The sequence below is a fragment of the Streptomyces lydicamycinicus genome (genome assembly GCF_000829715.2).
GTDB classification, from domain to species: domain Bacteria; phylum Actinomycetota; class Actinomycetes; order Streptomycetales; family Streptomycetaceae; genus Streptomyces; species Streptomyces lydicamycinicus.
In genome coordinates, this window is the sequence record NZ_BBNO01000001.1 from 18015 (window position 1) to 44572 (window position 26558).

Annotated in this window: 18 protein-coding genes and 1 pseudogene; 15 read left to right on the forward strand and 4 right to left on the reverse strand. The window is 71.9% G+C overall.

What is annotated here, in order from left to right:
- Positions 1-625: 625 nt before the first annotated feature.
- The 5 genes from TU31_RS00100 (at position 626) to TU31_RS00120 (ending at position 6054) form a co-directional block, all read left to right on the forward strand.
- Positions 626-1465: a response regulator transcription factor gene (locus TU31_RS00100; RefSeq protein ID WP_042146988.1), complete on the forward strand. Its 840-nt coding sequence runs from the start codon at positions 626-628 to the stop codon at positions 1463-1465.
- 24 nt (positions 1466-1489) lie between these two features.
- Entirely contained in the window at positions 1490-2515 is a 1026-nt protein-coding gene (locus TU31_RS00105; protein WP_026169660.1) for a LacI family DNA-binding transcriptional regulator, read from the forward strand.
- A 116-nt stretch (positions 2516-2631) separates the two neighbouring features.
- Complete coding sequence (locus TU31_RS00110) at positions 2632-3726, forward strand: S1C family serine protease (RefSeq protein ID WP_042146994.1); 1095 nt, start codon at positions 2632-2634, stop codon at positions 3724-3726.
- 124 nt (positions 3727-3850) lie between these two features.
- On the forward strand, positions 3851-4588 hold the full coding sequence (locus TU31_RS00115) for a response regulator transcription factor (protein WP_042146996.1): 738 nt from the start codon (positions 3851-3853) through the stop codon (positions 4586-4588).
- Positions 4585-6054 (forward strand): HAMP domain-containing sensor histidine kinase, encoded by a 1470-nt coding sequence (locus TU31_RS00120; RefSeq protein WP_245698361.1) that lies wholly within the window; start codon positions 4585-4587, stop codon positions 6052-6054. The genes TU31_RS00115 and TU31_RS00120 overlap by 4 nt, the downstream gene beginning before the upstream one ends.
- Before the next feature lie 119 nt (positions 6055-6173).
- Here the strand turns inward: TU31_RS00120 and TU31_RS00125 are convergent, their stop codons facing one another.
- Positions 6174-7562 carry an LmeA family phospholipid-binding protein gene (locus TU31_RS00125; protein ID WP_042146998.1) on the reverse strand — a complete coding sequence of 463 codons (1389 nt, stop codon included), beginning with the start codon at positions 7560-7562 and terminating at the stop codon, positions 6174-6176.
- A gap of 299 nt (positions 7563-7861) precedes the next feature.
- On the opposite strand from TU31_RS00125, the gene TU31_RS00130 reads away from it, so the two are divergent.
- Positions 7862-8719 carry an SDR family oxidoreductase gene (locus TU31_RS00130; protein ID WP_042147000.1) on the forward strand — a complete coding sequence of 286 codons (858 nt, stop codon included), beginning with the start codon at positions 7862-7864 and terminating at the stop codon, positions 8717-8719.
- Here the strand turns inward: TU31_RS00130 and TU31_RS00135 are convergent.
- Positions 8698-9258, reverse strand: a complete 561-nt coding sequence (locus TU31_RS00135) for a DUF3995 domain-containing protein (RefSeq protein ID WP_107070592.1) — start codon at positions 9256-9258, stop codon at positions 8698-8700. The genes TU31_RS00130 and TU31_RS00135 overlap by 22 nt on opposite strands.
- A gap of 159 nt (positions 9259-9417) precedes the next feature.
- Between TU31_RS00135 and TU31_RS00140 the strand changes: the two genes are divergently transcribed.
- Positions 9418-10344 carry an aminoglycoside phosphotransferase family protein gene (locus TU31_RS00140; protein WP_042147006.1) on the forward strand — a complete coding sequence of 309 codons (927 nt, stop codon included), beginning with the start codon at positions 9418-9420 and terminating at the stop codon, positions 10342-10344.
- 44 nt (positions 10345-10388) lie between these two features.
- On the opposite strand, the gene TU31_RS00145 is transcribed toward TU31_RS00140, so the two are convergent.
- Entirely contained in the window at positions 10389-12197 is a 1809-nt protein-coding gene (locus TU31_RS00145; RefSeq protein WP_042147009.1) for a bifunctional metallophosphatase/5'-nucleotidase, read from the reverse strand.
- 155 nt (positions 12198-12352) lie between these two features.
- On the opposite strand from TU31_RS00145, the gene mshD reads away from it, so the two are divergent.
- Complete coding sequence (gene mshD / locus TU31_RS00150) at positions 12353-13291, forward strand: mycothiol synthase (RefSeq protein WP_181018499.1); 939 nt, start codon at positions 12353-12355, stop codon at positions 13289-13291.
- A 54-nt stretch (positions 13292-13345) separates the two neighbouring features.
- On the opposite strand, the gene TU31_RS00155 is transcribed toward mshD, so the two are convergent.
- A complete protein-coding gene (locus tag TU31_RS00155; RefSeq protein WP_078885472.1) occupies positions 13346-14035 on the reverse strand; it encodes a GNAT family N-acetyltransferase in 690 nt (229 codons plus the stop codon).
- A gap of 105 nt (positions 14036-14140) precedes the next feature.
- Between TU31_RS00155 and TU31_RS40750 the strand changes: the two are divergent.
- The 7 genes and pseudogenes from TU31_RS40750 to TU31_RS00195 all read left to right on the forward strand — a co-directional run.
- Positions 14141-14651: pseudogene (locus tag TU31_RS40750) on the forward strand (ATP-binding cassette domain-containing protein); the annotation flags it as partial.
- A 571-nt stretch (positions 14652-15222) separates the two neighbouring features.
- A complete protein-coding gene (locus TU31_RS00165; protein ID WP_042147015.1) occupies positions 15223-16269 on the forward strand; it encodes an ABC transporter permease in 1047 nt (348 codons plus the stop codon).
- Positions 16270-16994: 725 nt separating this feature from the next.
- Positions 16995-19277, forward strand: coding sequence for an RNA degradosome polyphosphate kinase (locus TU31_RS00170; RefSeq protein ID WP_042147018.1), 2283 nt, complete (start codon positions 16995-16997; stop codon positions 19275-19277).
- The gene (locus tag TU31_RS00175) at positions 19240-20556 is read left to right on the forward strand and encodes a CHAD domain-containing protein (protein WP_042147021.1); all 1317 of its coding nucleotides are present in this window, start codon (positions 19240-19242) and stop codon (positions 20554-20556) included. Before TU31_RS00170 ends, TU31_RS00175 begins: the two co-directional genes overlap by 38 nt.
- An 86-nt stretch (positions 20557-20642) precedes the next feature.
- Positions 20643-21062 carry an NUDIX hydrolase gene (locus tag TU31_RS00180; protein ID WP_042147024.1) on the forward strand — a complete coding sequence of 140 codons (420 nt, stop codon included), beginning with the start codon at positions 20643-20645 and terminating at the stop codon, positions 21060-21062.
- 568 nt (positions 21063-21630) lie between these two features.
- Positions 21631-24207: a DUF6603 domain-containing protein gene (locus tag TU31_RS39465; protein WP_158894173.1), complete on the forward strand. Its 2577-nt coding sequence runs from the start codon at positions 21631-21633 to the stop codon at positions 24205-24207.
- A gap of 119 nt (positions 24208-24326) precedes the next feature.
- The gene (locus tag TU31_RS00195) at positions 24327-26534 is read left to right on the forward strand and encodes a hypothetical protein (RefSeq protein WP_181018500.1); all 2208 of its coding nucleotides are present in this window, start codon (positions 24327-24329) and stop codon (positions 26532-26534) included.
- The last annotated feature ends 24 nt before the right edge of the window (positions 26535-26558 follow it).

Here is a 26558-nt window from a genome sequence, read left to right on the forward strand (position 1 = left end):
GCCGCAGGCGCAACGGCGAGAAAGCCGAAAACGCGGGCCGAAGGCAAAGCGCAGCGCACGGCGGGGGCACCGCGCAGCGGGCAACAAACGGCGAGCAACACCCACGGCGGGACAGCCGAAAACGTGGGAAGCAGTCCACATCGTGGGATGGGGAGGTCACGAAATTCGTCACGTTCGGCCGCGTCGGCGCACCCCGGCGCGAGGGGCCCGGCCGGGTGCGGGCCAAGGTGCCCCTGGCCCCGTCAAATGGGGGCTGAGCGGCGTTGGGGGCGGCCCGTCCGTGGGGCCGTCGGGTGGTCAACGACGAGCCCTCTTGACCACTCGAAGTGATCGACGGAATACAAAAAGCTGCAAAAACCGCCTCGGGTCCGGAACCCAGGTGAGCTATTCTGCTGGGCAAGAAGGATCCGGGCAGCGTAGCCCCCGGGTCCTTTTGTGCTTTCAACCGCCTGATGCGCGGTGGGAAGGACCGTACGAAGCAGTGCCGCAGACTCCCCCGGCCAGCGCCGGGAGGTGCCCCCGTCGCAGGGACCGAGGAGGAACCAGACGTCATGGGCGAGCGAAGCAGGCAGGACCGCACGCAACCGAGGACACAGCACCCCGAGAACCGGGTAGGTGGTCGGACGTGAGTTCACTTCTGCTGCTGACCAACGCACTCCAGCCGTCGACGGAGGTGCTCCCGGCGCTCGGCCTGCTGCTGCACAGCGTGCGGGTGGCTCCCGCCGAGGGCCCGGCCCTGATCGACACCCCGGGGGCCGACGTCATACTGATCGACGGCCGCCGCGACCTGCCGCATGTGCGGTCCCTGTGCCAGCTGCTGCGGTCCACCGGGCCCGGCTGTCCGCTGGTCCTGGTGGTGACGGAGGGCGGGCTCGCCGCCGTCACCGCGGACTGGGGCGTCGACGATGTCCTGCTGGACACCGCGGGGCCCGCCGAGGTCGAGGCGCGGCTGCGGCTGGCGATGGGCCGCCAGCAGATCACCACCGACGACAGCCCGATGGAGATCCGCAACGGTGATCTCTCGGTGGACGAGGCGACGTACAGCGCGAAGCTGAAGGGGCGGGTCCTGGACCTGACCTTCAAGGAGTTCGAGCTGCTGAAGTACCTGGCGCAGCACCCCGGCCGGGTCTTCACCCGCGCCCAGCTCCTCCAGGAGGTCTGGGGTTATGACTACTTCGGTGGTACGCGGACGGTTGACGTCCATGTCCGGCGGCTGCGCGCCAAGCTCGGCCCCGAGCACGAGTCGCTGATCGGCACGGTCCGTAACGTCGGCTACCGCTTCGTGACGCCGGAGAAGGCGGAGCGGGCGGCGGAGGCCAAGGCCACGGAGGACGCGGCGAAGGCGGCGAAGTCCGGCCGTGGCGGGGAGCCGGCCCAGGGCCGTGGCGACGGGGACGGTGACGGCTCCGGGAAGGCCGTCGCCGCGGGCGCGGACTCCCCGGCCGCACGACCTGCCCGCCGGTAGCACCACCCGCGTAGACTGCCGCGCGTGGCCAAGGTGACGCGGGATGATGTGGCAAGACTGGCGGGTACGTCCACCGCCGTTGTCAGCTACGTCATCAACAACGGACCAAGGCCGGTCGCCCCGGCCACGCGCGAGCGGGTACTCGCCGCCATCAAGGAGCTCGGCTACCGGCCGGACCGCGTCGCCCAGGCGATGGCGTCCCGCCGTACCGATCTCATAGGTCTGATCGTGCCGGACACCCGGCAGCCGTTCTTCGCGGAGATGGCGCACGCCGTCGAACAGGCCGCCGCCGAGCGCGGGAAGATGGTGCTGGTCGGGAACGCCAACTATCTCGACGAGCGCGAGGTGCACTATCTGCGTGCGTTCCTCGGGATGCGGGTCTCGGGGCTGATCCTGATCAGCCAGGGGCCCAGTGAGCACGCCGCCGCCGAGATCGATGCGTGGGATGCGCGGGTGGTGCTGCTGCACCGGCGGCCGGACGCCATCGACGATGTCGCGGTGATGACGGACGACGTCTGGGGCGCGCAGCTGGCGACCCGGCATCTGCTGGAGCACGGCCATCCGTATGTCGCCTTCCTCGGCGGTACGGAGGAGACCCCGAAGTCCGGCGACCCGGTCACCGACCATGTCGAGGGCTGGCGGCGGGCCATGCTGGAGTCCGGGCGGTCGCCGGAGGGCTACTACTTCCAGTCCCCGTACAACCGCTATGACGCCTACCAGGTCGCGCTGAAGCTGCTGGCCGGTCCGGAGCGGCCGCCGGCCATCATGTGCGCGACGGACGACCAGGCCATCGGTGTCCTGCGGGCCGCCCGCGAGCTGCGTATCGATGTGCCCGGCGAGCTGGCGGTCGCGGGCTTCGACGATGTGAAGGAAGCCGCGCTGACCGATCCGCCACTGACCACGGTCGCTTCCGACCGGGAGGCGATGGCGCGGGCGGCGGTGGATCTGGTGCTGGACGACGGGCTGCGGGTGGTCGGCTCCCGGCGGGAGCGGCTGCGGCAGTTCCCGTCGCGGCTGGTGGTCCGGCGCTCCTGCGGCTGCGGCGGCTGAGCGAGCCGGGGAAGCGCCGCTGATCCGGCCGTCTTTATACCGGGCATACCCACTTCTGTCGGGTCTCTCAGGACGTTCTCAGGCAGCTCTCATGGAGCGGTCGCAGAGTCATCACCATGACCCAGAGCTACCGCCGAAGCGGCGATGAGATGCCCCAGCACCGGCCGTACGCGTACGGCGACGACGAGCAGAGCCACGGCCAGACGTACGGCCAGGGCCACGGCCATGAGACGTACGGGGGGACCGCGGGGAGCCCGGGTGCCTCGTACGCCGCCTTCGGTGAGCAGGCGGTTCCGCCGCCGCCCCCGTACGCACCCGAGCCGCGGCGGCGGGCCCGGCGGCCGGTCGCGCTGATCGTGGCGGTGGCGCTGGCCTCGGGTCTCCTCGGGGGTGGCGGCGGGGCGCTGATCGCCGGGGTCGTCAACCCGTCGGCGCAGAACACCTCCTCCACCCCGCTGGTCAACGCGGGCAAGACCAGCGGCAGCGGGGTCTCGGGGGTGGCCAAGGCGGTCAGCCCGGCGATCGTGGAGATCAAGGCGCGGACCGCCGGCGGCGAGTCCACCGGCTCCGGTGTGGTCGTCACCAGCGGCGGCGAGATCGTCACCAACAACCATGTGGTGGCCGGCGCGGACTCGGTCACCGTCACCTTCAGCGACGGTAGCCGGAAGACGGCCAAGGTCGTCGGCACCGACCCCGACAAGGACCTGGCACTGGTCAAGGTGCGCGGTGCCAAGGACCTCACCGCGGCCTCGCTCGGCGACTCCAGCAAGATCACGGTGGGCGACCAGGTGGTGGCGATCGGCTCGCCCGAGGGTCTCACCGGGTCCGTGACCAGCGGAATAGTCTCCGCCCTCGACCGGGATGTCACCGTTCCCAAGGAGGACGGCCAGGGGCAGGGGCAGCAGGGCAATCCGGGCGACCGCGGCGGCTGGCCGTTCGAGTTCGGCGGGAATCAGTACAACGGCGACACCGGCTCGTCGAAGACCTCGTACAAGGCCATCCAGACCGACGCCTCGCTCAACCCCGGCAACTCCGGTGGCGCCCTGATCAATATGCAGGGGCAGATCATCGGCATCAATTCCGCGATGTACTCACCGAGTTCGGCATCGAGCAGCAGCGCGGGCAGCGTCGGCCTCGGCTTCGCCATACCGATCAACACCGTCAAGGCCGATCTCGACGCCCTGCGCGGCGGCGGCAGCAGCGGCGTCTGACCGCCCGCCCGCCGCCCTGCCCCCGCCCGGCACGAGAGGCTGCGTCCCCCTCTCGGATCGCCCGTCGTCGTGCAAGGCTGAGCACCAGCCGTCCGCACACCCGAGGTCCGAGGTAACCACGCACATGAGCCCCGCCGAGCACGGTGACCACCCCGCCCGCATCCTGATCGTCGACGATGAGCCCGCGGTCCGTGAGGCCCTCCAGCGCTCGCTGGTCTTCGAGGGGTATGTGACCGAGCAGGCGGTCGACGGTCTGGACGCGGTCGAGAAGGTCGCCGCCTACGACCCGGAACTGATCGTGCTGGATGTCCTGATGCCCCGTATGGACGGGCTGACCGCCGCCCGCCGGCTGCGGGCGAGCGGGCTGACCGTGCCGATCCTGATGCTGACCGCCCGGGACACCGTCGGCGACCGGGTCACGGGGCTGGACGCCGGCGCCGACGACTATCTCGTCAAGCCCTTCGAGCTGGACGAGCTGCTCGCCCGGATCCGGGCCCTGCTGCGCCGCAGCTCGTACCCGTCGGCGGCCGGTGCGCCGCCCGAGGCGGGTGAGGTGCTGAGCTTCGCCGATCTGCGGATGGACCTGGCGACCCGTGAGGTGACCCGGGGCAGCCGGCAGGTCGAGCTGACCCGTACGGAGTTCACGCTGCTGGAGATGTTCCTCGCCCATCCGCGGCAGGTGCTCACCCGTGAGCAGATCCTGAAGGCCGTATGGGGCTTCGACTTCGAGCCCACCTCCAACTCCCTCGATGTGTATGTGATGTATCTGCGCCGCAAGACGGAAGCGGGCGGCGAGCCGCGGCTGGTGCACACCGTGCGGGGGGTCGGCTACGTCCTGCGGACGGACGGCGGGGCGGAATGAGCGCGGCGACCACGCACGGGGGAGTGGCGGCGGACGGTGCGCGCAGCCGGCTCGGCGCCCGGATCGCGCAACTGCCGCTGCGCTCGCGGCTGACCCTGCTCACGGCGGCCGCGGTGGCGGTGGCGGTGGCGGTCTCCGCGCTGGCCTGCTGGCTGCTCGCCCGCGCCCAGCTGCGTGACGAGGTGGACAGCTCGCTGCAGAACGTCAGTGTCCCCGCGGACTATCTCCAGCTGACCTACGCCAAGTGCCAGCCCACCGACCCGACCGAGAGCAAGAACGCCCCGCCCTCGTACTACAACGTCCAGATCGTCCAGGTCGACGGCTCACGCTGTATCGGCCCCAACTCCCAGCCGGTGCAGGTGCAGCGCGCCGATGTCGCGGTGGCGCAGGGCCTGGCGCGCGACACCCTGCATGACGCGGTCACCACCGGCGGCGCGGACGTCCGGGTGCTGACCAAGCACATCGGTGTCCAGGGCGTGCAGTTCGCGGTGTCCATCTCACGTCCGCTGACCGAGGTCGACAGCGCGCTGAACCGGCTGGCGCTGCTGCTGGTCGCCGTCGCGGGGCTGGGCGTCGTCGGCGCGGGTACCGCCGGTCTGGTCATCGCGCGCTCCGGCCTCAAGCCGGTGGACCGGCTGGCCGACGCGGTCGAACAGGTCGCCCGTACCGAGGACTTGACCATCCGCATCCCGGCCGAGGGCGAGGACGAGATCGCCCGGCTCTCCCGTTCCTTCAACTCCATGACCGCGGCGCTGGCCGCCTCCCGCGATCTGCAGCAGCAGCTGATCGCGGACGCGGGCCATGAGCTGCGGACGCCGCTGACCTCGCTGCGTACCAATATCGATCTGCTGGTGCGCAGCGAGCGGTCCGGCCGGCCGATCCCGCCCGCCGACAAGGAGGCGCTGCTGGCCTCGGTGAAGGCGCAGATGGGGGAGCTGGCGGAGCTGATCGGCGATCTGCAGGAGCTGTCGCGGCCGCCGGCGCCGGGGCAGAGCGCCGTCGCGGTGGTGGCGCTGCACGAGATCGTCGGGGCGGCGCTGGAGCGGGCCCGGCTGCGCGGCCCGTCGCTGACCATCGCGGCGGACCTGGACCCCTGGTTCGTCCGGGCCGAGCCGGCCCCGCTGGAGCGGGCGGTGGTGAACCTGCTGGACAACGCGGTGAAGTTCAGCCCGCCCGGCGGAACCGTCGAGGTGCGGCTGACCGGCGGCGAGCTGACCGTACGCGATCACGGCCCCGGCATTCCGCAGGACGAACTCCCGCATGTCTTCGAGCGGTTCTGGCGCTCACCGTCCGCCCGCAGCCTGCCCGGCAGTGGCCTGGGGCTGTCGATCGTGGCGCGGACGGCGGAGCAGGCGGGCGGTGCGGTGCGGCTGCGGTCCGCGGACGTCGGTGGCACCGAGGCGGTGCTGACACTGCCGGGCGCCGCGACCCCGCCGCCCGGGATGCCGGGGCCGCCGCCCCAGTAGCGGACCCGCCGAAATGCCCAGGGGCCGCGGCAGCGAACCCACCCCCTGCGGCGCCCGCCACCGCGGCCCCCGCCGCGCGTCCCCTGCTTCTCCGGCTGCTTCCCCGGCCGCTTCTCCGGCTACTTCTTCGCCGCGTCCCCGAACGGCAGCTCCGACCCCGTGATGTCGGCACGGATGCCGTCCTCCTCGACGGAGATGTTGCGCAGCCGGACGTTCCCGGGCGTCTTGGGAAGCTGGAAGGACAGCGAGAGCTGGTCCGCGAGCTGCGGCTTGGTGAGCCCGGTCAGCGCGCCGAGGATCTTCGGGTCGATGCCGACCTTCTCCAGCAGCCACGGGTGGTCGGCCACCACATCGACCAGATTCACCTTCATCAGCTTCTGGACGAAGCGCGGCGACCCGGTCAGCTCGTGCAGCTTCTCCTCGTTGCTCAGCGCTTCCTGGATGTACGGCTTGGGAATGCCGATCCGGTCCGCGATCGCCGGGACGCTCAGCATCGACTTGACCTTGGCGGCCTGCCGGCTGAGCTCGGCGGCGGTCTTGCGGGTCAGCCGCAGGCCCTCCTCCTTGCCGGTGCCGGGGCGGTAGACGGCGATATCGCCGATGTCCAGGCGCATCCGGCTGATGTCGGTGGAGACCCCCCGGTCTCCGGCCCGCCGGATGCGCGCCTCGGCCCGTACCCGCAATTCATGTCCGGCGATCGGCAGTTGACCGACCGCGCGCACCGCGTTGGGCCCCCGCTCGCTGAACTTCACCTGCGAGGCCCCCAGCTCGCGGTTCATGTCGTCGAAGGCGAGCAGCACGCTGCCGTTCATGGTGCCGATCGTGGCGCCCTTGATGGAGCTGGGCAGATCGCCTTCGATGCGCACGTCATTCGCGGTGGCCTCGAATTTCGCCAGCGAAACCCGGTCGGCGGCCAGGTCGGGAATCGTGACTTTCACCTGGTCGACGTGCTTGTCCATGACCTGGGTGAGGAACGGGAATCCCTTGATGTCGACCTCGGGAGTGGCGTTCAGATGCAGCGCGTCCTTCACCTTTTTCGCCGCCGCGTTCTGGACGTACAGCACCGCGAACCGGTCGAAGAGCGTCAGGAATGCCACCCCGACCAAAGCGGTGACCAGCAGCTTCAGCGTGATCGACATGGCGGCGAACTTGCTGAGGCCACGCTTCTTGCGGCGGTTCCTGCGGCGGTGGTTCGGCGGCTTCCAGGCCTCGCCGGTCTCCTCGTCCGAGCGCAGTCCGAGGCCCAGCGGGTCGTCGCTGTCGTCGCGCTCGTTGAGGTAGGTGCGCCGGCGCGGGGTGCCGTCGGCGTCGAACGAGCCGAATTCCGGCTCGGGTTCCGGCTCCGGCTCGGGGTCGGCCAGGGCCGCCAGGTCCGCGTAAGGGTTGATCGCGTCGAGCTTTCTGGTGTCGCCGGTGGGGTCGTCCTGGGCGCCCGGCGCGGGGTAATGCGAGGAGTGCGGCGCGGCGGGCGTGGGCGAGGGTGAAGATATGCGTGTGGGGGTTCGCATCCGCTCATCTCACCACGAGCGGGTCCCTCGAACGCAAGTCGTACCGGAAGTAAGTCGGATACATAACGGTTGTCCCGCCGCTCTTGGCAAAAAATTAGCTTGCACGGACAGCGACTTGAACTACCGTCACATCTCTTGGTGACCCGGGCGACAGTGCGCGGCCGGTCCGCGTCCATTGATCCATACCTGGACTCTCCGCGCCATTGCCCGGCTTATTCGTTTCCTTCCTCACATTCAGCTCATTCACCCAACAAACGGAAGACGGTTGTCATCCCATGAAGTCGCAGGAAGCTGCCCCCATGATCGTTGTGACCGGCGCAACCGGCAACATCGGACGCGTACTTGTCAGCCGGCTCCTCGCGGAGGGCGCCGCGGTCCGCGCGCTGACCCGCGATCCGGCACGCGCCGGGCTGCCCGCCGAGGCCGAGACCGTCCGCGCCGACCTCACCGGTGCGGACGCCCTCGAACCGCTGCTGGCCGGTGCCGAGGCACTGTTCCTCAATCTCGCGGCCGGCGGCGACCACGCCGCGGCGGCGCTGACCGAGGCCGCCGTCCGGGCCGGTGTCCGCCGGATCGTCCTCAACTCCTCGATGGCGGTCACCGATACGCCGGACGACGACGCGCACCACATCGCCCGCCTGCACGCCGGTCTGGAGCGCGCGGTGCGCGACTCCGGCCTGGAGTGGACCTTCGTCCGCGGCGGCAACTACGCCACCAACGCGCTCGCCTGGGCTCCGGCGATCCGCACGTCCGGTGTGGTCCGCGACGCGCACCCCGAGGCCCGTGGCGTCCCCGTGCACGAGGCCGACCTCGCGGATGTCGCGGCCACCGCCCTGCTGGACCGCAGCGGCGCGCACCTCGGCCAGGCGTATCTCGTCACCGGCCCGGCGGAGCTCACCGTGGCTCAGCAGGTCGCCGAGATCGGCCGGGCCACCGGCAAGGAGACCCGGGTCGAGCAGATCTCCGAGGAGGCGGCGGCCGAGGCGATGGCCGGGCCGCACTTCCCCAAGGAGGCCGCGCTGGAGCTGGTCCGGATGTTCGGCCGCACGGTCGAGGCGCCGGCCTTCCCCGTCTCGGACGCCGTCGAGCGGATCACCGGCCACCCGGCCCGGACGTTCGCCCAGTGGGCGCGGGATCACGCCGCCGACTTCTCCTGACCGGCCGGGCCGCCGGTGCCCCCGGCGGCCCGCAGGCTCCGCTGGTGGAGCACGGCCAGCGGCAGCATCAGCACCGCGCCCACGAAGAAGTACGTATTGATCGCCATGCCGGTCCAGAACTCCCCGGAAGACGGATCGGCCGGCTGCTCCGCCATCCCCAGCAGCCCGTACGGGGTGAGCCCGGTGGCCGTGGTGACGTTCTCCACCAGCCCCGGCACACCCCGTACGACCAGCAGCACCGCCCCGAACCAGAGCGGCAGCAGCACCATCCAGGGCGGGAGCCGGCGCCCCCAGGGCCGCACGGTCGCGAGCGCGAGGACCGCCCCGATCGCCGACATCGCCGTGATCAGCCCGTCGTAGGCGAGAAATCCCCACACCGGGACATGGCCCGCGCCGCCCATCACCGACCGGTAGTCGATCCCCATCCACAGGTGCCAGACGAACGACACCGCCAGCCACCCGAAGGCCGCATACGCCCAGAACACCGGCCGCCGGCGCACCGCTCGCGCCCCGGCCGTGCCACGCACAGAAGTCATCATGTCCTGGACGCTACGAACGCCCCGGCCCGACGGCGTCCTCCTGCGGACCCGCCCCCTTCCCCCGCCCGGCGGACCCCCCACTCCTCCTAAGGGCTGTCCCGAACCCACCCCGCCGAAAATCCTTTGCCGTCGCCCCGTTCGCCGCCCTACCGTCCGCGCATGCTGCCTCGCGTGGACACGGACGACGAGTGGGACGCGATCGTCCCCGACGAAACGGTGATGCGGCCGGGCGTCGCCGCGCTCTGCACCCGGCTCGGTCTCCGCGCCGACCCCCTCACCCGCTATCCGGCGGGCTCCCAGCCCGTCTACGCCGTCGGGAACCGCTACGTCCTCAAGCTCTTCCCCGCCGCCGCGGCCGACGACGGCGTGACCGAGGCCCGTGTCCTCGCCCACCTCCAGGGGCAACTCCCCGTCCCCACCCCGTACGTCCACGACGCCGGTACGTACGAGAACGGCTGGCGCTACGTCCTGATGTCCCGTCTGCGCGGCACCGACCTGGCCGTCACCTGGCCCCGCATACCCCGCGCCGACCAGGACCGGATCGCCACCGAGGCCGGGGAGACGCTGGCCGCCCTGCACGCCCTGGACCCGGCACCGCTCACCGGAATCCTCGGCCCCGACGACTGGGACGACTTCCTCGCCCGCCAACGCACCACCGCGGTCGACCGCCAGCGCGCCCACGGCCTCCCCGAAGCCTGGCTGGAACAGATCCCCGCCTTCCTCGCCTCCGCACCCGCTTCCGCCCCCGGGCCCGACGTCCTCCTCCACACCGAGTTCATGCGCCAGCACCTGACCGTCGACGCACACGACGACTGGCGGCTGACCGGCCTCCTCGACTTCGAACCCGCGATGATCGGGCAGCGCACCTACGACTTCGTCGCCGTGGGCCTCTACGTCTCCCGCGCCGACCCCCGCCTCCTGTCACGCATCTTCCGCGCCTACGGCGAGACCTTCACCCCCACCGAACTCCTCGCCCACACCCTCCTGCACGTCTACAGCAACCTCCCCCGCTACCTCAGCGAACTGCCCGCCCCACCCGAACCGACCCTGGAATCCCTCGCGGAGACGTGGTTCGGGGTGGGGTGAGGGCGGGGCGGGGCGGGCAGTTCCTACTTCCTACTTCCTGCTTCCTACTTCACCACCGTGATCCGATCAGCCTTCGGCGGTGTGAGGGGCTTGTCCGCCGAGGAGTGTGCCGTCAGGTACGCGGTGAAGGCGTCGAGGTCGGAGGGGCCGACGTACTTGTTCTTGGCGTCCTTGAAGGCGGGGAAGCCGTCACCGCCGCCGGCCAGGAACTCGTTCATCGCGACGCGGTAGGTCTTGGCCGGATCGAGGGGCTCCCCGTTCAGCTTCACCGAGTCCTTGACGACGCGGTCGGCGCCCGACTTGGTCATGTCCAGGGTGTAGGTCAGGCCCTTGGAGACCTGGAGGATCTTCGGGGAGGCCGCGTTGGGGCCGATGACCTGCTGCTGGAGGCCGCTGAGGAGCTGGGCGCCGGTGAGGTCGATGACGTTCATCATGTTGGTGAACGGCTGGACGGTGAACGCCTCCCCGTAGGTGACGACCCCGTCGCCCTCCGGGCCGGACGCCTTGAAGGCGAGGTCGGAGCGGATGCCGCCCGGGTTCATCAGGGCGAGCTGGGCGCCGCCCTTGCCGTCCGCCTTGGTGGCTTCGAGCTGGGCGTCGGAGATGACATCGCCGAGCGGTGACTCGGGGGCGTTGGCGCCGCGGCCCGCGATATCGGCGGAGATATGGCCGACGGGGCGGCCCGCGACCGGCGCGGCCAGCTTGTTCCAGCGGGTGATCAGCGACGTCATGTCCGCGGCCTTGGGCTGGGTCCGGTCGACGACGTGGTTGGCCGCGTGGGGCGCCTTGACGGTGGTCCGCACGATGTCGCGGGTGCGGCGGTCGTAGGTGAGCGTGGTGTCGGTGTAGAGCTTGCCGTACGAGGCGGCGGAGGTGACGGTGCGCGGCCGGCCGGACGGGTCCGGGATGGTGCAGGCGTAGGCCTGGTGGGTGTGGCCGGTGACCAGCGCGTCGACCTTCGAGGTGACGTGCTTGGCGATCTCGGTGATCGGACCGGAGATGCCGTCGCCGGGGCCGGGGCTGTCGCAGTTGTAGTTGTACGAGGTGGAGGCGGGCATTCCGCCCTCGTGGATCAGGGCCACGACCGACTTCACGCCCTGCCGGTTGAGGACCTTGGCGTACTTGTTGATCGTCTCGACCTCGTCATGGAACTTCAGGCCCTTGATGCCCTCGGCGTTGACGATGTCCGGGGTGCCCTCCAGCGTCACCCCGATGAAGCCGATCTTGACGCCCTTGTGCTTCCAGACGGAGTACGGCTTGAGCAGCGGCTTGCCGGTCTTCTCGTCCGTGACATTGGCGGTGAGGTACGGGAAGCCGGCGCCCCGGAACTTCTTGCCGTCCTCGTAGCAGCCGTCCTTCGGGTGACAGCCACCCTTCTGAAGGCGCGTCAGTTCTTTCCGGCCCTCGTCGAATTCATGGTTGCCGACGGAGGTGACATCGAGGCCCAGCTTGTTCATCGCCTCGACGGTCGGCTCGTCGTGGAACAGCCCGGACAGCAGCGGGCTGGCCCCGACCAGGTCACCGGCCGCGGCGGTCACCGAGTAGGGATGACCCTTACGGGCCGTCCGCAGCGACTGGGCGAGGTACTCGGCACCACCGGCCGGGACGCTCTTCTTGCTGCCGTCCGCCTGGAGCTCCTCGACCGTGCCGGAGGAGCCCTGCGGCGGTTCCAGGTTGCCGTGGAAGTCGTTGAAGGAAAGCAGCTGGACATCGACGGTGCGGCCGGTGCGAGCGCCGCGGCCGGTGTCGGCGCCGGCCGGCAGCGCGCCGGCGGCGAGTCCTGCGGCGGCCAGTACGGCGGCGCCGATCGTCAATCTTCGTACGGCGCGGCGCCGTTGCGGTGTCGCGGGCATGGGGTCCCCTCCTGGATGTTGCTGAGCGGACGGCAGCTTATTGTCGACGCGCGTAGTGCAACAGAGGTGTACGGGTGACGAGCTGGTTGCCGGGGAGGGCGGCGGAGGGCGGGTGGCACCCCTCCGGGAGCCCGGGGGAGTCGTACGCTTCACACATGAATGACGCTGCACAGGAGATGGGCCGGGCCGGCCGCAGGATCCAGGTGGTCGACGAGCTGGCGCCGGAAGCGGGCGCGGCCGTCCTCGAGCTGATCGAGCGGGCCGCGCGGACGGACGGGCAGCCCGCCGTGTCCGAGCAGGGGCGGCTCCAGCTGCGCGGGGGCCTGCGCGCCGGCGTGCGCCATGTGCTGGTGTACACGCACGGCGACGAGGGTGAGGAGCTGGTCGCCTACGGGCAGCTGGAGGACACCGACCCGGTGGAGGCACCGGCCGCCGAACTGGTGGTCCACCCGGGGCACCGGGGCCGCGGGCACGGCCGGGCGCTGGGCGGTGAGCTGCTGGAGCAGTCCGGGCGCCGGCTGCGGGTCTGGGCGCACGGCGGGCATCCGGCCGCCCGGCACCTCGCCCAGACCCTGGGGCTGACGATGTTCCGGGAGCTGCGGCAGATGCGGCGCTCGCTGACGGATCTGGAGCTGCCGGAGCCGGTGCTGCCGGAGGGCGTGTCCGTGCGGACCTTCCAGCCGGGCACCGATGACGCGGCCTGGCTGGAGGTGAACGCGGAGGCGTTCGCGCACCATCCGGAGCAGGGTTCGCTGATCCAGCGCGATCTGGACGACCGCAAGGCCGAGGCGTGGTTCGACCCCAAGGGCTTCTTCCTGGCGGAGAAGGAAGGGCGGCTGGTCGGCTTCCACTGGACCAAGGTGCACGCCGACGAGGGCCTGGGCGAGGTCTATGTGCTGGGCGTGCGGCCGGGTGCCCAGGGCGGCGGCCTGGGCAAGGCGCTGACCTCGATCGGGCTGCGCCATCTGGCCGGCCAGGGGCTGCCCACGGCGATGCTGTACGTGGACGCGGACAACAAGGCGGCGGTGACCGTGTACGAGCGGATGGGGTTCGCGACGCACGAGACGGATCTGATGTACCGGTCGGAGACCTGAGACCGGGCGCCGGAGCGTGCCGCGGGGCGGGCCCTCAGGGTCCGCCCCGTTTCGTCACCGCTGCCGGGCCCGCTCCTCCAGCCGGGCCCGCTCCTCCTGCCGGGCCCGCTTCACCGGCCGGGCCGGCTTCTCCCGCCGGGCGCGTTCCTCCTGCCGGTCCCGCCACTCGCGCGCCGGCATCGCGTAGATGACCTCGTCGCTCCACTCCCCGTCGAGGAACGCGCTCTCCCGCAGATGGCCCTCCCGGCGCATCCCCAGCCGTTCGAGCAGCCGGGCCGAGGCGGTGTTGCGGCCGTTCAACTCGGCCTGGATGCGGTGCAGTCGCAGCTCCTCGAAGCCCAGCTTCAGCAGTGCCCGGCTCGCCTCGGTGGCGTAGCCGTGGCCGGCGTGGTCGGGGTGGAAGACGTAGCCGATGCGGCCCTGGCGGTGTGCGCTGCTCCTCCAGACGAAGGTGACATCGCCGATCAGGGTGCCGCTGTCGCGGACGACGACGGCGAGCTGGAGGCCGTCGCCGGACTCGCGCAGCGTCGTGCGGGTGGACCTGGAGGCGACGAAGTCCCGGGACGCGGCCTCGTCGAAGGGCTCCGAGTAGAGGTAGCGGCTGACCTCGGGGCGGTGCCGGTAGGCGTGGATCGCCTCGAAGTCGTCGAGGGTGACGGGGCGCAGATCCAGCCGCTCGGTGCGTATCGGGTAGTCGGGGGTGTACGGCGACGGCGGTGTCGCGGGTGCGGAAGCGGTGGCCACCCGGGCAGCGTAGGCAGCTGAGGTTGACAGGTGCAGCCCACTTCCCCCACCCTTTCACTACTTAATTAGTGGAATGGCTCAGGGGGCGGGATGCGGTCGATGGCCATGGACCAGGGGGCCGGCCGGACCTCGGGGCGCACCGCCGTCGAGGCGGTCGGCCTCGGCAAGCGGTACCGCCGCCGCTGGGCGCTGCGCGACTGCACCTTCCGGTTGCCGGCCGGCCGTATCTGCGCGCTGGTCGGCCCCAACGGCGCCGGCAAGAGCACCCTGCTCTCGCTCGTCTCCGGGCTGACCCGCCCCCGCGAAGGGTCCGTACGGGTCTGGGGCGAGGCCCCGGCCGGCGCCTCGGCCCGCGTCCGGATCGCCCACCTCACCCAGGACAAGCCGCTCTACCCGCGGCTGACGGTCGCCGAGACCCTGCGGCTGGGCCGCGAGCTCAACCCCGGCCGCTGGAACGGGCGGTGCGCCGAAGGGATCGTCCGGGACGGCTGCCTCTCCCTCGACGCCCGGGTCGGCACCCTCTCCGGCGGGCAGCGCACCCGTCTCGCGCTCGCCCTCGCCTTCGCCAGGAGTCCTGAACTCCTGCTGCTCGATGAGCCGTTGGCTGGTCTCGATCCGCTCGTACGGCACCGGATCACCGCGCTGCTGCTGGCCCAGGCCGCCGAGCACGGCACCACCGTCGTGCTGTCGTCGGACCTGCTCGCCGAGCTCGACGGGGTCTGTGACTATCTGCTGGTGCTGGGCGGCGGCCGGGTGCGGCTCGCGGGTGAGGTCGATGACGTCATCGGGGCGCACGCCCTGGTGATGGGGCAGCGCCGGGGCGAGGCGCTGCCGCCCGAGATCGCCGCGCATCCGGTCGTCGAGGCGCAGCTGTCGGCTCGTCACTTCACCGCGGTCGTACGGCGCAAGGGCCCGGTGGCCGCCGGGCCCTGGGAGACCGCGGAGCCGTCCCTGGAGGAGCTGCTGCTCGCCTATCTGCGGGCGCCCGACGCGCCCGACCTGATCGCACCGAGCGCGGAACCGGTCTCCGCGCCCGTACGCCGCCGGCCCGGCAACAAGCCCGGCATCCCCGGCCTGCCGCGCAACGGGCCGCCCGGCCCGGCAGGCCTGCGGGGCGCCTGGAAAAGCCCGCCGGACAGCGCACCACGCACACGGCACATCCATCACAGCGGCAAGGGAGCGGCGGCATGACCACCACAGCACACCTCGGGGCGAACGGGGCCGGATCCGCCGCGAGCGACCGGGGCGGGGCCCGGGAGCCGGACGGCCGCGGCCGGCTGGGCGGTCTGGCCTGGCTGGTCTGGCGGCAGCACCGGCTGTTCTTCGGCGTGCTGCTCGCCGCCGTGGCCGGCGGCGCGGTCTGGTGCGCGGTGCTGCGCGGCCGGGCGGCCGGGTTCATCGCCGCCCACCACATCGACGGCTGCTCGCTGATCTCCCTGGTCCCGCGCTGTGACGGTACCCAGGAGGCGGTCACCACCTTCCGCAACACCTACGGCTCGGACCTGCAACTCGCCGAGATGGGGCTGCTGTTGCTGCCCGTGCTGATCGGCCTGTTCCTCGGCGCACCGCTGATCGCCCGCGAGCTGGAGGCCGGCACCGACAAGCTCGTACTGACCCAGTCGGTCGGCCCGCTGCGCTGGCTGGCGGCGAAGACCGCGCTGCCCGCGCTGGTCGTGCTGACCGCCACCACGGCGCTCTCGGCGGTGTTCGCCTGGCTGTGGCAGGTCATCGGTGACGAGGTCTCCGGCTCCTACTGGTACTCGACCCTCGGCTTCGCCGTACTGGGCCCGGTGCCGGTCGCCTACTCCCTGCTGGCCCTGGCGGTCGGCGTGCTGGCCGGTCTGCTGCTGCGCCGTACGGTGCTGACGATGGGCGTGACGCTGGGTGCCATGGTCCTGGTCCCGTTCGCGCTGAAGCAGCTCAGGCCGTATCTGATGCCGATTGAGAGCGCCGAGTTCGGGCCCAAGGAGTCGGCCCAGCTGCCCGACAACGCCTGGCTCGTGGGGCAGGGGTACTACACCCGCGCCGGAGACCATCTGTCCATGGAGGTCTGCGATTCCGCCCGCAACTACGAGTCCTGTCTGCGTGGCCACCATGCGGCCGGCCAGTACATGGACTACCAACCGGTGTCGCACCACTGGCCGCTGGCATGGATCGAGAGCGGCATCGTGCTCGCGCTGGCGGCCGTACTGACCGTGATCGCTTTCCGGGTGATGCGCCGCCGGCACGGCTGAAACTCCGCCGCGGTATTCCGGCGGCTTCCCTTCCCGGCGCTTTTGGGATTTCCCCTCCCGCCCCCTCGTCATGGAATTTTGTTGCACGGGAATTCCGGATCGGGCACGGAAAGGGCGGGAGGGGGGACGTGGGCGGGCGCGCCGGGGGCCGTCGCCGCGTACCGGCGGGGCACCGGCCCCGGCGCGAGGCCCGGCGCGAGGCCGGGCCCGACGGGCCCGGCCGCCACTGGCGACCCACCGGCCACGAAACCCCAGAAGCTCGCCGGCGGCCCGCCCCACCGGAATGCCGGGAATTGCGGAACCCCGGCGCTTCCCGGCGCATCTCGACAGTCATGGCCGCATTCCCCCCGTCCGCATTTTGCAAGATCGCCATCCCGGCAATTCCTTGATCGAAAAGCCGCATATTTCTCCCGGCTCTCCGGGCGTGTTACAAAGGCAGCTCAGGGGAAAGACAAGGGACGCGGCCCGCCGATCGGCCTCCGGCCCCGGCCTCCGAGCCCCGCCGCCCCCGGCGTGGCGCCGGGCCCCGGCCGACCCGAAAAACCCCTGGGAGTAGCACCCCGCTTGCCTGTCCGCCATATCCGCGTTACCGGCGATTCAAAGTCGCTTGCGAGCATCGCTGAATGCAGCCCGCTGTGCCGACCGTCCCGAACCCGAGGCTCCATCTCGCGCCGCCGCCACCTCCTGACGCGCCTGGAACCCCCGGAACGCGGAAGAATAAGGCCATGAACCAGCAGCCCAGCGCTCAGGCACAGATCCAGCCCGAGATGCCCACCACGAAGCCCCCGCAGGCCCCGGCCCCCTCGGCCCAGCCTTCCGTGGGCTCCATCGCTGCGCACCGCCCGAACGCGGTCCGGGGCACGGTGCCCGGCCTGGAGCCCGACCTCGACGCCGATCCGGATGCGTACGAGGACGAGGGCGTGGTGGGCGCGGACGGCGAGGAGCTGCCCAGCGGCCGGTTCCTGGACCGCGAGCGGAGCTGGCTGGCGTTCAACGAGCGGGTGCTGGAACTGGCCGAGGACCCGGCCACCCCGCTCCTCGAACGGGCTAATTTCCTGGCGATTTTCGCCAGCAATCTGGACGAGTTCTTCATGGTCCGGGTCGCGGGCCTGAAGCGGCGGATAGCCACCGGCGTCGCCACCCGCTCCGCGTCCGGGCTCCAGCCCCGTGAGGTGCTGGACCTCATCTGGACGCGCTCCCGCGAGCTCATGGCCCGGCATGCCGCCTGCTTCCAGCAGGACATCGCCCCCGAGCTCGCTGACCAGGGCATTCATCTGATCCGCTGGCCCGAGCTGACCGAGAAGGAGCAGGCCCGCCTGTTCACCCTCTTCCGCCAGCAGATCTTCCCGGTGCTCACGCCCCTGGCGGTGGACCCCGCGCACCCCTTCCCGTACATCTCCGGCCTCTCGCTGAATCTGGCCGTCGTCGTACGCAACCCGGTCAGCGGCCACGACCACTTCGCGCGGGTCAAGGTGCCGCCGCTGCTCTCCCGGTTCCTGGAGGCCTCCCCGCAGCGCTACGTCCCCATCGAGGACGTCATCGCCGCCCACCTGGAGGAGCTGTTCCCGGGCATGGAGGTGCGCGCGCACCACATGTTCCGGGTCACCCGCAACGAGGACCTGGAGGTCGAGGAGGACGACGCGGAGAACCTCCTCCAGGCGCTGGAGAAGGAGCTGATGCGGCGGCGCTTCGGACCGCCGGTCCGTCTGGAGGTCGAGGAGTCCATCGACCCGGCCGTGCTCGATCTGCTCGTCCAGGAACTGAAGATCTCCGACGCCGAGGTCTACCCGCTGCCCGGTCCGCTGGACCTGACCGGCCTCTTCGGCATCGGCGCCCTGGACCGGCCCGAGCTGAAGTACCCCAAGTTCGTGGCCGGCACCCACCGTGACCTCGCCGAGGTGGAGTCCGCGTCCGCACCGGACATCTTCGCCGCCCTGCGCGCCCGCGACGTCCTGCTGCACCACCCCTACGACTCCTTCTCCACCTCCGTCCAGGCATTCCTGGAGCAGGCCGCCGCCGACCCGGACGTGCTCGCGATCAAGCAGACGCTCTATCGCACCTCCGGTGACTCGCCGATCGTGGACGCCCTGATAGACGCCGCGGAATCCGGCAAGCAGGTGCTCGTCCTCGTCGAGATCAAGGCCCGCTTCGACGAGCAGGCCAACATCAAGTGGGCGCGGAAGCTGGAGGAGGCCGGCTGCCATGTCGTCTACGGCCTGGTCGGCCTCAAGACGCACTGCAAGCTCTCGCTCGTGGTCCGCCAGGAAGGCGAGATGCTGCGCCGCTACTCCCATGTGGGGACCGGCAATTACCACCCCAAGACGGCCCGGCTCTACGAGGACCTCGGGCTGCTGACGGCCGACCCCCAGGTGGGCGCCGATCTCTCCGACCTCTTCAACCGGCTCTCCGGCTACTCCCGCCGCGAGACCTACCGCCGCCTCCTGGTCGCCCCCAAGTCCCTGCGGGACGGCCTGATCCAGCGGATCAACAAGGAGATCGAGAACCAGCGCACGGGCCGCGACGCCTACATCCGCATCAAGGTCAACTCGATGGTCGACGAGGCCGTCATCGACGCGCTCTACCGCGCCTCCCAGGCCGGGGTGCCGGTCGACATCTGGGTCCGCGGCATCTGCGCGCTCCGGCCGGGCGTCACCGGCCTGAGCGAAACCATCCGGGTCCGCAGCATCCTCGGCCGCTTCCTCGAACACTCCCGGATCTTCGTCTTCGGCAACGGCGGGGAGCCCGAGGTGTGGCTGGGCAGCGCCGACATGATGCACCGGAATCTGGACCGCCGGATCGAGGCGCTGGTGCGGGTCGCCGACCCGGCGCACCGCGCCTCCCTCAGCCGGCTGCTGGAGCGGGGGACGTCGGACGCCACCTCGTCCTGGCACCTGGGCCCGGACGGGGACTGGACCCGGCAGGCGGTGGACGCGGACGGCGCGCCGCTGCGCAACGTACAGGAAATGCTCATTGACGCCCGGAGGCGCCGGCGTGGCCCAGCGACATGACCAGTCGACCGGAGGGCCGGCGGGTCTCCTCGGATTCGGACACGAGCCCGGCCGGGCGCCCGGAGCCCGTGCCGCGGTGGTGGACGGGCCGTACGGGGGGAACGACGGCATGTACGGTCCGGACGACACCGCGTACGGCCCCGTGACGGCCGCCCGCACCGGCGACGACGGCACCGGCCACGGCACCCCCGACCTCGGTGCCGAGCTCGCCTCCCACACGGCCGATGAGGTGCTCGCCGACTACCTGCACCAGCAGTCCGCGGACTTCCTGCGCAGTCTGCGGCTGCACCGGGAGAGCGGTTCGGACGCCGAGGGCGCCGGTGAGGCCGCCCGGCAGCTGCGCCGCGCCGCCCGCCGGATCAGCGCCACCCTGTACACCTTCCGGCCGCTGACCGAGGAGGACTGGGCCGACCAGCTCCGCTCCGAACTGGGCTGGCTGTCCGGCACCCTGGCCCGCGAGCAGGCCTGCGCGGCCCGCCGCGAACGGCTGATGACGGCCCTCCAGCGGCTGACCGGCCGGGGCCCGGAGCGCAGCGACCGCGGCGACCGGACCGGCCGGGGAGAACGGGCCAAACGCGCCGACCGCACACCCACGGCCCAGGCCACCTCCTCCACCGGAGCCTCCTCGGCCGCCTCCTCCGCTTCGGCCTCCGACCCGGACCCCGACGGCGCACTGTCGGCCGGTGCGGCGCGCGCCGGGGCGCTGCTGGACCGCCAGCTCACCCTCGCCCGCACCCGCGCCCACTCCGCCGCGCTCCAGGCCCTGGGCTCGTCCCGCTTCCACGCCGTCGCCGACTCCGTGGCGGTGCTCGCCTCCGAGGCGCCGCTGGCCGGTACGACCGCCGAGCTCCCGGCCGACGAGGCGCTCGCGCCGCTCGCCGAACAGGCGCACCGGCGGCTCGCGGACGCGGTCGCCGCTCTGCCGCTGTCCCGCGCGGGCTACCCGTACAACGCCGCGGCCCTCGCCGCCGACCAGCGCCAGGACGCGCCCTGGCACCAGGTCCGGGTGCTGGTGCGGCTGAGCCGCTACGCCCGGGAGGTGATCGCACCGGAGGCCGACGACCTCCGGCTCGCCGAGGCCGGCCGGGCCCTGGAGTGGCACCGGGACGCCGCGGAGGCCGCCGCCGCGGCCGCCGCCGCGGCCCGCACCCCCCGCATCGCCCCGGCCACCGCCTACGCCCTGGGGGTGCTGCACGCCGACCAGCGCCACGAGGTGGAGGCGGCCCGCTTCGCCTTCGGCCGCGTCTGGCTGCCCCGGACACCGGACCGTAAAGGCTGAGGAGGCGACGCGGGACATGAACGCGCGGACGGGGCGCGGCCGGGCTGAGAGGGTGGCCCCATGACCGCACGGAAAGGGGGGCCGAGGTGACGTCCCCCCAGAAGCCGGTACGGGCCGCGGGCTGCGTCCTGTGGCGCCGCGCCTCCACCGAGGACGGGCTGGAGATCGCCCTCGTCCACCGCCCCAAGTACGACGACTGGTCGCACCCCAAAGGCAAGCTGAAGCGCGGCGAGAACGCACTGGCCGGCGCGGTGCGCGAGGTGGCCGAGGAAACCGGCATGGACTGCCGCCCCGGCGCCCCCCTGCCCACCTCCTACTACTACGCCAACGGCCGCCCCAAACAGGTCCGTTACTGGGCCGCCGAGGCCCTCGCCGGCGCCTTCACCCCGAGCACCGAGGTAGACCGCCTCGAATGGCTCTCCCCTACGGAGGCCCGCACCCGCCTCACCCAGGAACGCGACCGGCCGCTGGTGGATGCGTTGTTGGCGGCGTTGCATCTGGCGTGAGGCCTGAGCCGGCGCCCCGTCCTCATGGCGCGAAGCCCTCGAAATGGCCGACTCCGCCGCCGACCCGGCGCCTCCTTGCCATGCGTCACGTCGAGGAGTCGTGCGACGCGTGGGCCCGCTTCCTGGGCGACTGCACAGGTACCGCGAGCGCCCGCGGTGACGAGCACTTCGCCGCCCTGTGGGAGGGACTCCGCCCGCATCGTCAGCTTCCCGCCGTGCGTCAACTGTCCGATCGGGCACGGGAAGTGGCGCGGCGCAAGGCTGCGTAGGCCCCACGCGCCGGACGCCGCTGAGGCGCGTACGGGTCATGGGTCACCTCGGCCACGAGGGCATACAGCGGACCGAGCGGCGAAGCCGCGCCACCCCAACCCTCCGTAATCATCACCCCACGTTCAGTGATTTTGCGCCGCGGGAGGGGCCTTCCGGCCAAGTCGGGCCGGTGAGGTTGTGTCGCCTGCCGCATGCCGGACACAGTGGGCGGGGTTCCGCGCCGGGTATGTGTGTTTCCTGCCGCTGGGGCCTTGTCTGGTCTGTCTATCCCTTCTGTGTGGTTCGGGGGCTGGAAGCTGTGACGGTACGTGTGGGCGAGATCCGGGAGATCCTGGAGCGGGCGGCGCCGGGGGAAGCCATGGAGATTCCGGCGTCCTTTCTGGGTGACGGTGATGTGAGCCTGGTGTTCCACGGCGGTGTGCTGTGTGTGGACGACGCGAGGTGTGATCCCGAGGAGCTGTGGGTCACCGGACGGACCGTCACCACTGCGGCCCCGCTGCCGGTTCCGGTGCGGATGGCGTTCACGGGGGAGGGCAAGGGGGAGGGGGATGGCGAGCGGGTGACCGGGGTGCTGGCCGTCGCCGATCTGGGCGGTGGCCGGGCGCTGGTGCTCGTCGACGGGGTGCCGGACGGTGCCGAACTCCCGCCGGGGGCCTGGGTGGTGAGGGAGGGCCGGGTCCTTCCGCTGACCGGCAGGCGGGCGGTGCCGGAGGTCGATCCGGAGCGGCTGGACGGTTTGGGGCGGCCGCTGCCGCCGGTTCGGCTCCGGGCCGCCGGCGAGCGGGAACGGGACCGTGCGCCAAGGGCGTTGCTGACCGAGCACGGCATCCTCACGCCCCGCCCTCCGGCGCGCCGCCGGCAGGGCGTGCGGCTGCTCGACTCCCCGGCGGTGCGCGGCTGGTCGCCGATCGGTACGCCCGGCGGTGAGAACGGGCTGAGCGTCGACTATGTGAACCCGCCGCTGCGGATCGCCGGGGCGCTGACCGCGCTGCCGGCCGCCCCGCCGTACAAGACCGTGGTCGGCGGGGTGCTGCTGGTGGACACCGGCGCGTTCAACGGCTCCGCCATGGGGGCGTACGTGGTGCCCGACGGCAGCGGGGCCCAGCCGTCCCTGTTCGCGTACGGATCGCTGGGCAGCGAGACCGGGTTCGGCCCGCCGCTGTTCCAGGTGCGCGGTATCTCCGCCGGGTTCGGCTGGAACAGCCGGGTGCGGGTGCCGTCGGCCGACGCGCTGGGCAGCTTCCCGTTCCTGATCGCGCTCGACAACCCGGGCGAGATCGGCGCGGATGACGAAGAGGTCGATCCGCTCAAGGTGCTGAGCGAGCTGATCGGCGGCTCCAACCCGTGGGTGCGGCCGCAGGAGGGCGATCTGTGGTTCGCCGCCGGGCTGGCCTTCGACTGCTTCGAGACCCTGCGCGGCCGTGCGATGGCGCTGGTGCAGACCGGCTCGGACCTGACGATCAGCCTGCTCGGGGTGGCCGGTGCCCAGCTGCCCACCAAGAGCGACAAGAAGATCGCCCGGGTGGAGATCGGCATCGAGGCGACCCTGCGGCCCACCGCGGGGGAGCTGAGCATCAGCGCCGGCTTCACCGAGAAGACCTTCCTCATCGACCCGAACTGCAAGCTCCGCGGCGGCGTCGGGATGAAGTTCTGGTTCGGGGAGCATGCGCAGGCCGGTGACTTCGCGCTGATCCTCGGTGCGCTGCCGCGCGGACGGGAGCTGCCGGCCCGCTATCCCAAGCAGCAGCCCGCCGGGATCACCTGGGGCGTCGGCTCCACGGTCAACATCACCGGCAGTGCGTATGCCGCGTTCACCCCGAAGTCGCTGATGGCCGGCGGCGGCCTGGACGTGACCTTCCAGTCGGGGATGCTGCGGGCCTGGCTCAGCGCAAAGTTCGACGCGCTGCTGGAGTGGAATCCGTTCTACTTCGATGTGGGTCTGGGGATCAGGGTCGGGGTCTCCGCCACCATCAAGGTGTGGTTCGTCAAGGTCAGGATCTCCATCGAGGTGGGGGTCAGCCTGCGGGTGTGGGGGCCCGCGGTCGGCGGCGAGGCCACCGTCCATCTGTGGTTCATCTCCTTCACCATCGGCTTCGGGGCCGGGCGCCGCAGTGGGGAACCCGCCCTGGGCTGGGGCGGCTTCCAGGGCATGCTGCCGCCGCCGGAGAACATGGTCCGTACGACCCCGGTCACCGGCTACAGCGGTGAGGGCGCCCCGGCCCTGCGCGCGGGGGCCAGGCCGTGGCTCGTCGACAGCGGCGGTTTCACCTTCACCGCCGACACCCAGGCACCGGTCAGCAGGCTGTACCTGGACCGCGACAGCACCACCCCGGTCGAGACCGACGAGACGCTGGACATCCTCCCCATGCGGCTCAGGGACCGGCAGAGCGAGCTGCGGGTGTGGCTGAGCTACGACGGCGGCGCGGACAGCCTGACGGACTGGTCCCGTACGGTCCTGCGCGGCAGTGTGCCCAACGGCCTGTGGGGCGAGCAGGCGGACGCCCCCGGGGACGGGCTGCTCCCGGGGCGGATCCTCGGGGTCCGGCTGGTGTCGCCGCCGGTGGACCACGGCACCTCCACCGGCTTCATCGATGAGAAGGGCCTCTCCTTCGACCCCATCGCGCCCGACGGCAACCTGCCGCTGTCCGCGGACGAGGAGGCGCCGGGGCCCGTGCCGCAGCGGCCCGGCGGGGTCATCGGCACGATCGCGCGCGGTATCGACGCCCCCGGCACCCGCACCCACCGCGCCGCGCTGGCCGACGCGCTGACCGGGCTCGGCGCGGGGGCCGGACCCCTCGACGACGACCTGAGCGGGTACGCCCACGCCGCGGGCACGGCCTTCACGGCCGAACCGATGGTGGTGCCGGCCGGCTGAGCCGGTCGGCCCCTGTGGAGGGGCCCGCTCCGCCGTCGGTCCGTACGGATGGACCCGCCCCTATGGAGGGACCGTCCCGCCTCCCGTCCCCGCCCCGCGCCCCGTCGAAAGGCACCCCCGTGACCACCACCCCCGATTCCGCCCCCCGCCCCCGTACCAGCGCCCCCGCCGCCCGGCACCGCACCCGGTTCTTCGACCACCGCATCCCCTCCCTCTACGCGGGCCGGTACCGGATCGACAACCGGCAGATCCTCCGGGGCGTCGACGGCGCCGACCGCACCATCGACGCCACTCCGCAGCCGTTCGACGTCATCCAGCCGCGTTTCGCCATCGACCCGTCCGGCATCAACGCACGCTTCCCGGTGCCGGACGCCGTCGGCAAGTACAGCCAGACCCTTCCGCATCTCAATCTCGACGCCCCCGGTCTGCCGTGGAGCCGCCGGCTCGGACCGGGCCACGGCGGTGAAGTGCCGTGGATGGCCCTGCTGTTGTTCCGGGAGGACGAGCTCCCCGAGGACCGCGATGCCGTCGGCACCGTCGCCGCCGGGACCGTACGGGAGTTCCTCGACGGCGGGCTGGGACCCGGCAAGGTGCCCCGGCTGTCCCCGGAGAGCATCCGGCCCGAGGAGTACGACGAGTACTGCGCGACGGTCCTGGTCCCCGCGGCGCTCTTCGACGCGCTCGCACCGCTGCCCGTGGAGATGGGCTACCTCGCCCACGTCCGGGAGGGCGGCCCGCCCGACGCCACCCTTGCCGGGGACGACCCGGAACCGGACGAGAAGGAGCTCAACGCGGTCGTCGTGGCCAACCGGTTCCCCGCCGCCACCGGCGGTCGGCACGTCCTGCACCTGGTCTCCCTCGAAGGGTTCGACACGTACCTGACCGCCCCGGCTCCGGCCGAAGGCGTCCGGCTGGCGTCCCTCACCTGCTGGTCCTTCACCAGCGAGCCGGATTCCGGTACCGGCTTCGGCGATGTCTGCCAGCATCTGGCCACCACCGACGGCAGCACCCCGCGCCCCGGCGCGGAACTGCGGCTGCGGGTACCGGCCGACGCACCGGACCGGCCGACGGCCCCGCAGCAAGAGGCCCTCGACCGGATGGCGGGCGGCGCCGTCGCCCTGCCGCAGCGTCTGGAGACCGGGGAGCGCACCGTCGCCTTCCACCGCGGCCCGCTGACCGCCCGCCCCGCCCCCGAGCTGCCCGGCCCGGCGGCGACCCGGCTGGAATCGTCCGGCGAAGCGCTGATCTACCTGGAGAAGTACGGGGTCTTCGACACCGCCTATGCCGCCGCCTTCACCGCCGGACGGGTCCTCGCACTGTCCGACGACCGCTTCCGCAGCGCGCTGATGGCGTTCCGGTCCGCCGCCCGCAGCGCCGTGCGCCGTCTGGCCTCCCATCCCCAACTGGCCGGGCGGGAGGCGGTGTCCGCCCGTCAGCTGACCGCGCCGCTGGCGTATGAATCCTTCGACCGGATGCTGCTGGACGGCGACGGCGCCCGCTTCACCCGGGCGGTGGACCGGGCCGGGCCGGAGCTGCGGGCCGGGCGTCGCCGGACCGTCGCCACCGGCGTCCGCCGCACCCCCGCGGATCCGCGGACCCTGCTGGCCGTCCCGGGCGTCGCCGAGGCCCTGACCCGGGTCGCGGAGGACGAGTTCACGATCGTGACCGACTGGCTCGACCGGCTGCGGCGGCTGGAGATGCTCGGGCTGGAGCATCTGGTCCCCGACGACCGGGCGCTGCCGCCGGAGAGCATCCGGTTCGCCTACGCCGACCCCTGCTGGATCCGGGCCGCGGTGGACGGGGCCCTCAGCATCGGCGTCGGCCACGCCCTGGACGCCGACCTCAACGCACTGGCCACCCGCGGCGGACCGGTCCCGGCCTGCGCAGTGCTGCTGCACTCCCAGCTGGTCCCGAACTGGCCGCAGACCATCATCACCGCCTACGCGAACGGCACGGCCGTCGAACCACTGCGCAGCGCCATCTACGGAACCGAGATCCAACTGCTGCTCTACCCGCGGCTGATCGACCGTTTCGAGCTGGCCGAACCGCCGCGCGGCATCTGCTTCGGCATCGGTGACGTCGGCACCATCGAACTCCGCGAGATCAGCGGAGACCGCATCGGCTACCCCAAGGGCGAGTTCCCGCGCCCGGCCGGCTTCGGCCGCTTTCTGCGCCCCGGCAAGCACGACGTCCTCAACGTCGACGGCAGCGGCGACGCCCTGGTCCCGGCCCTGTCACAGGCGCACGGCGTACCGCGGATCTCGTCCGCCCAGTTCGCCCTCCAGCTGATCAACGCCCCGCAGGTGCAGACCTTCTCCCGGCCGTGACCGCCACCCGCTGAGCGACGAACG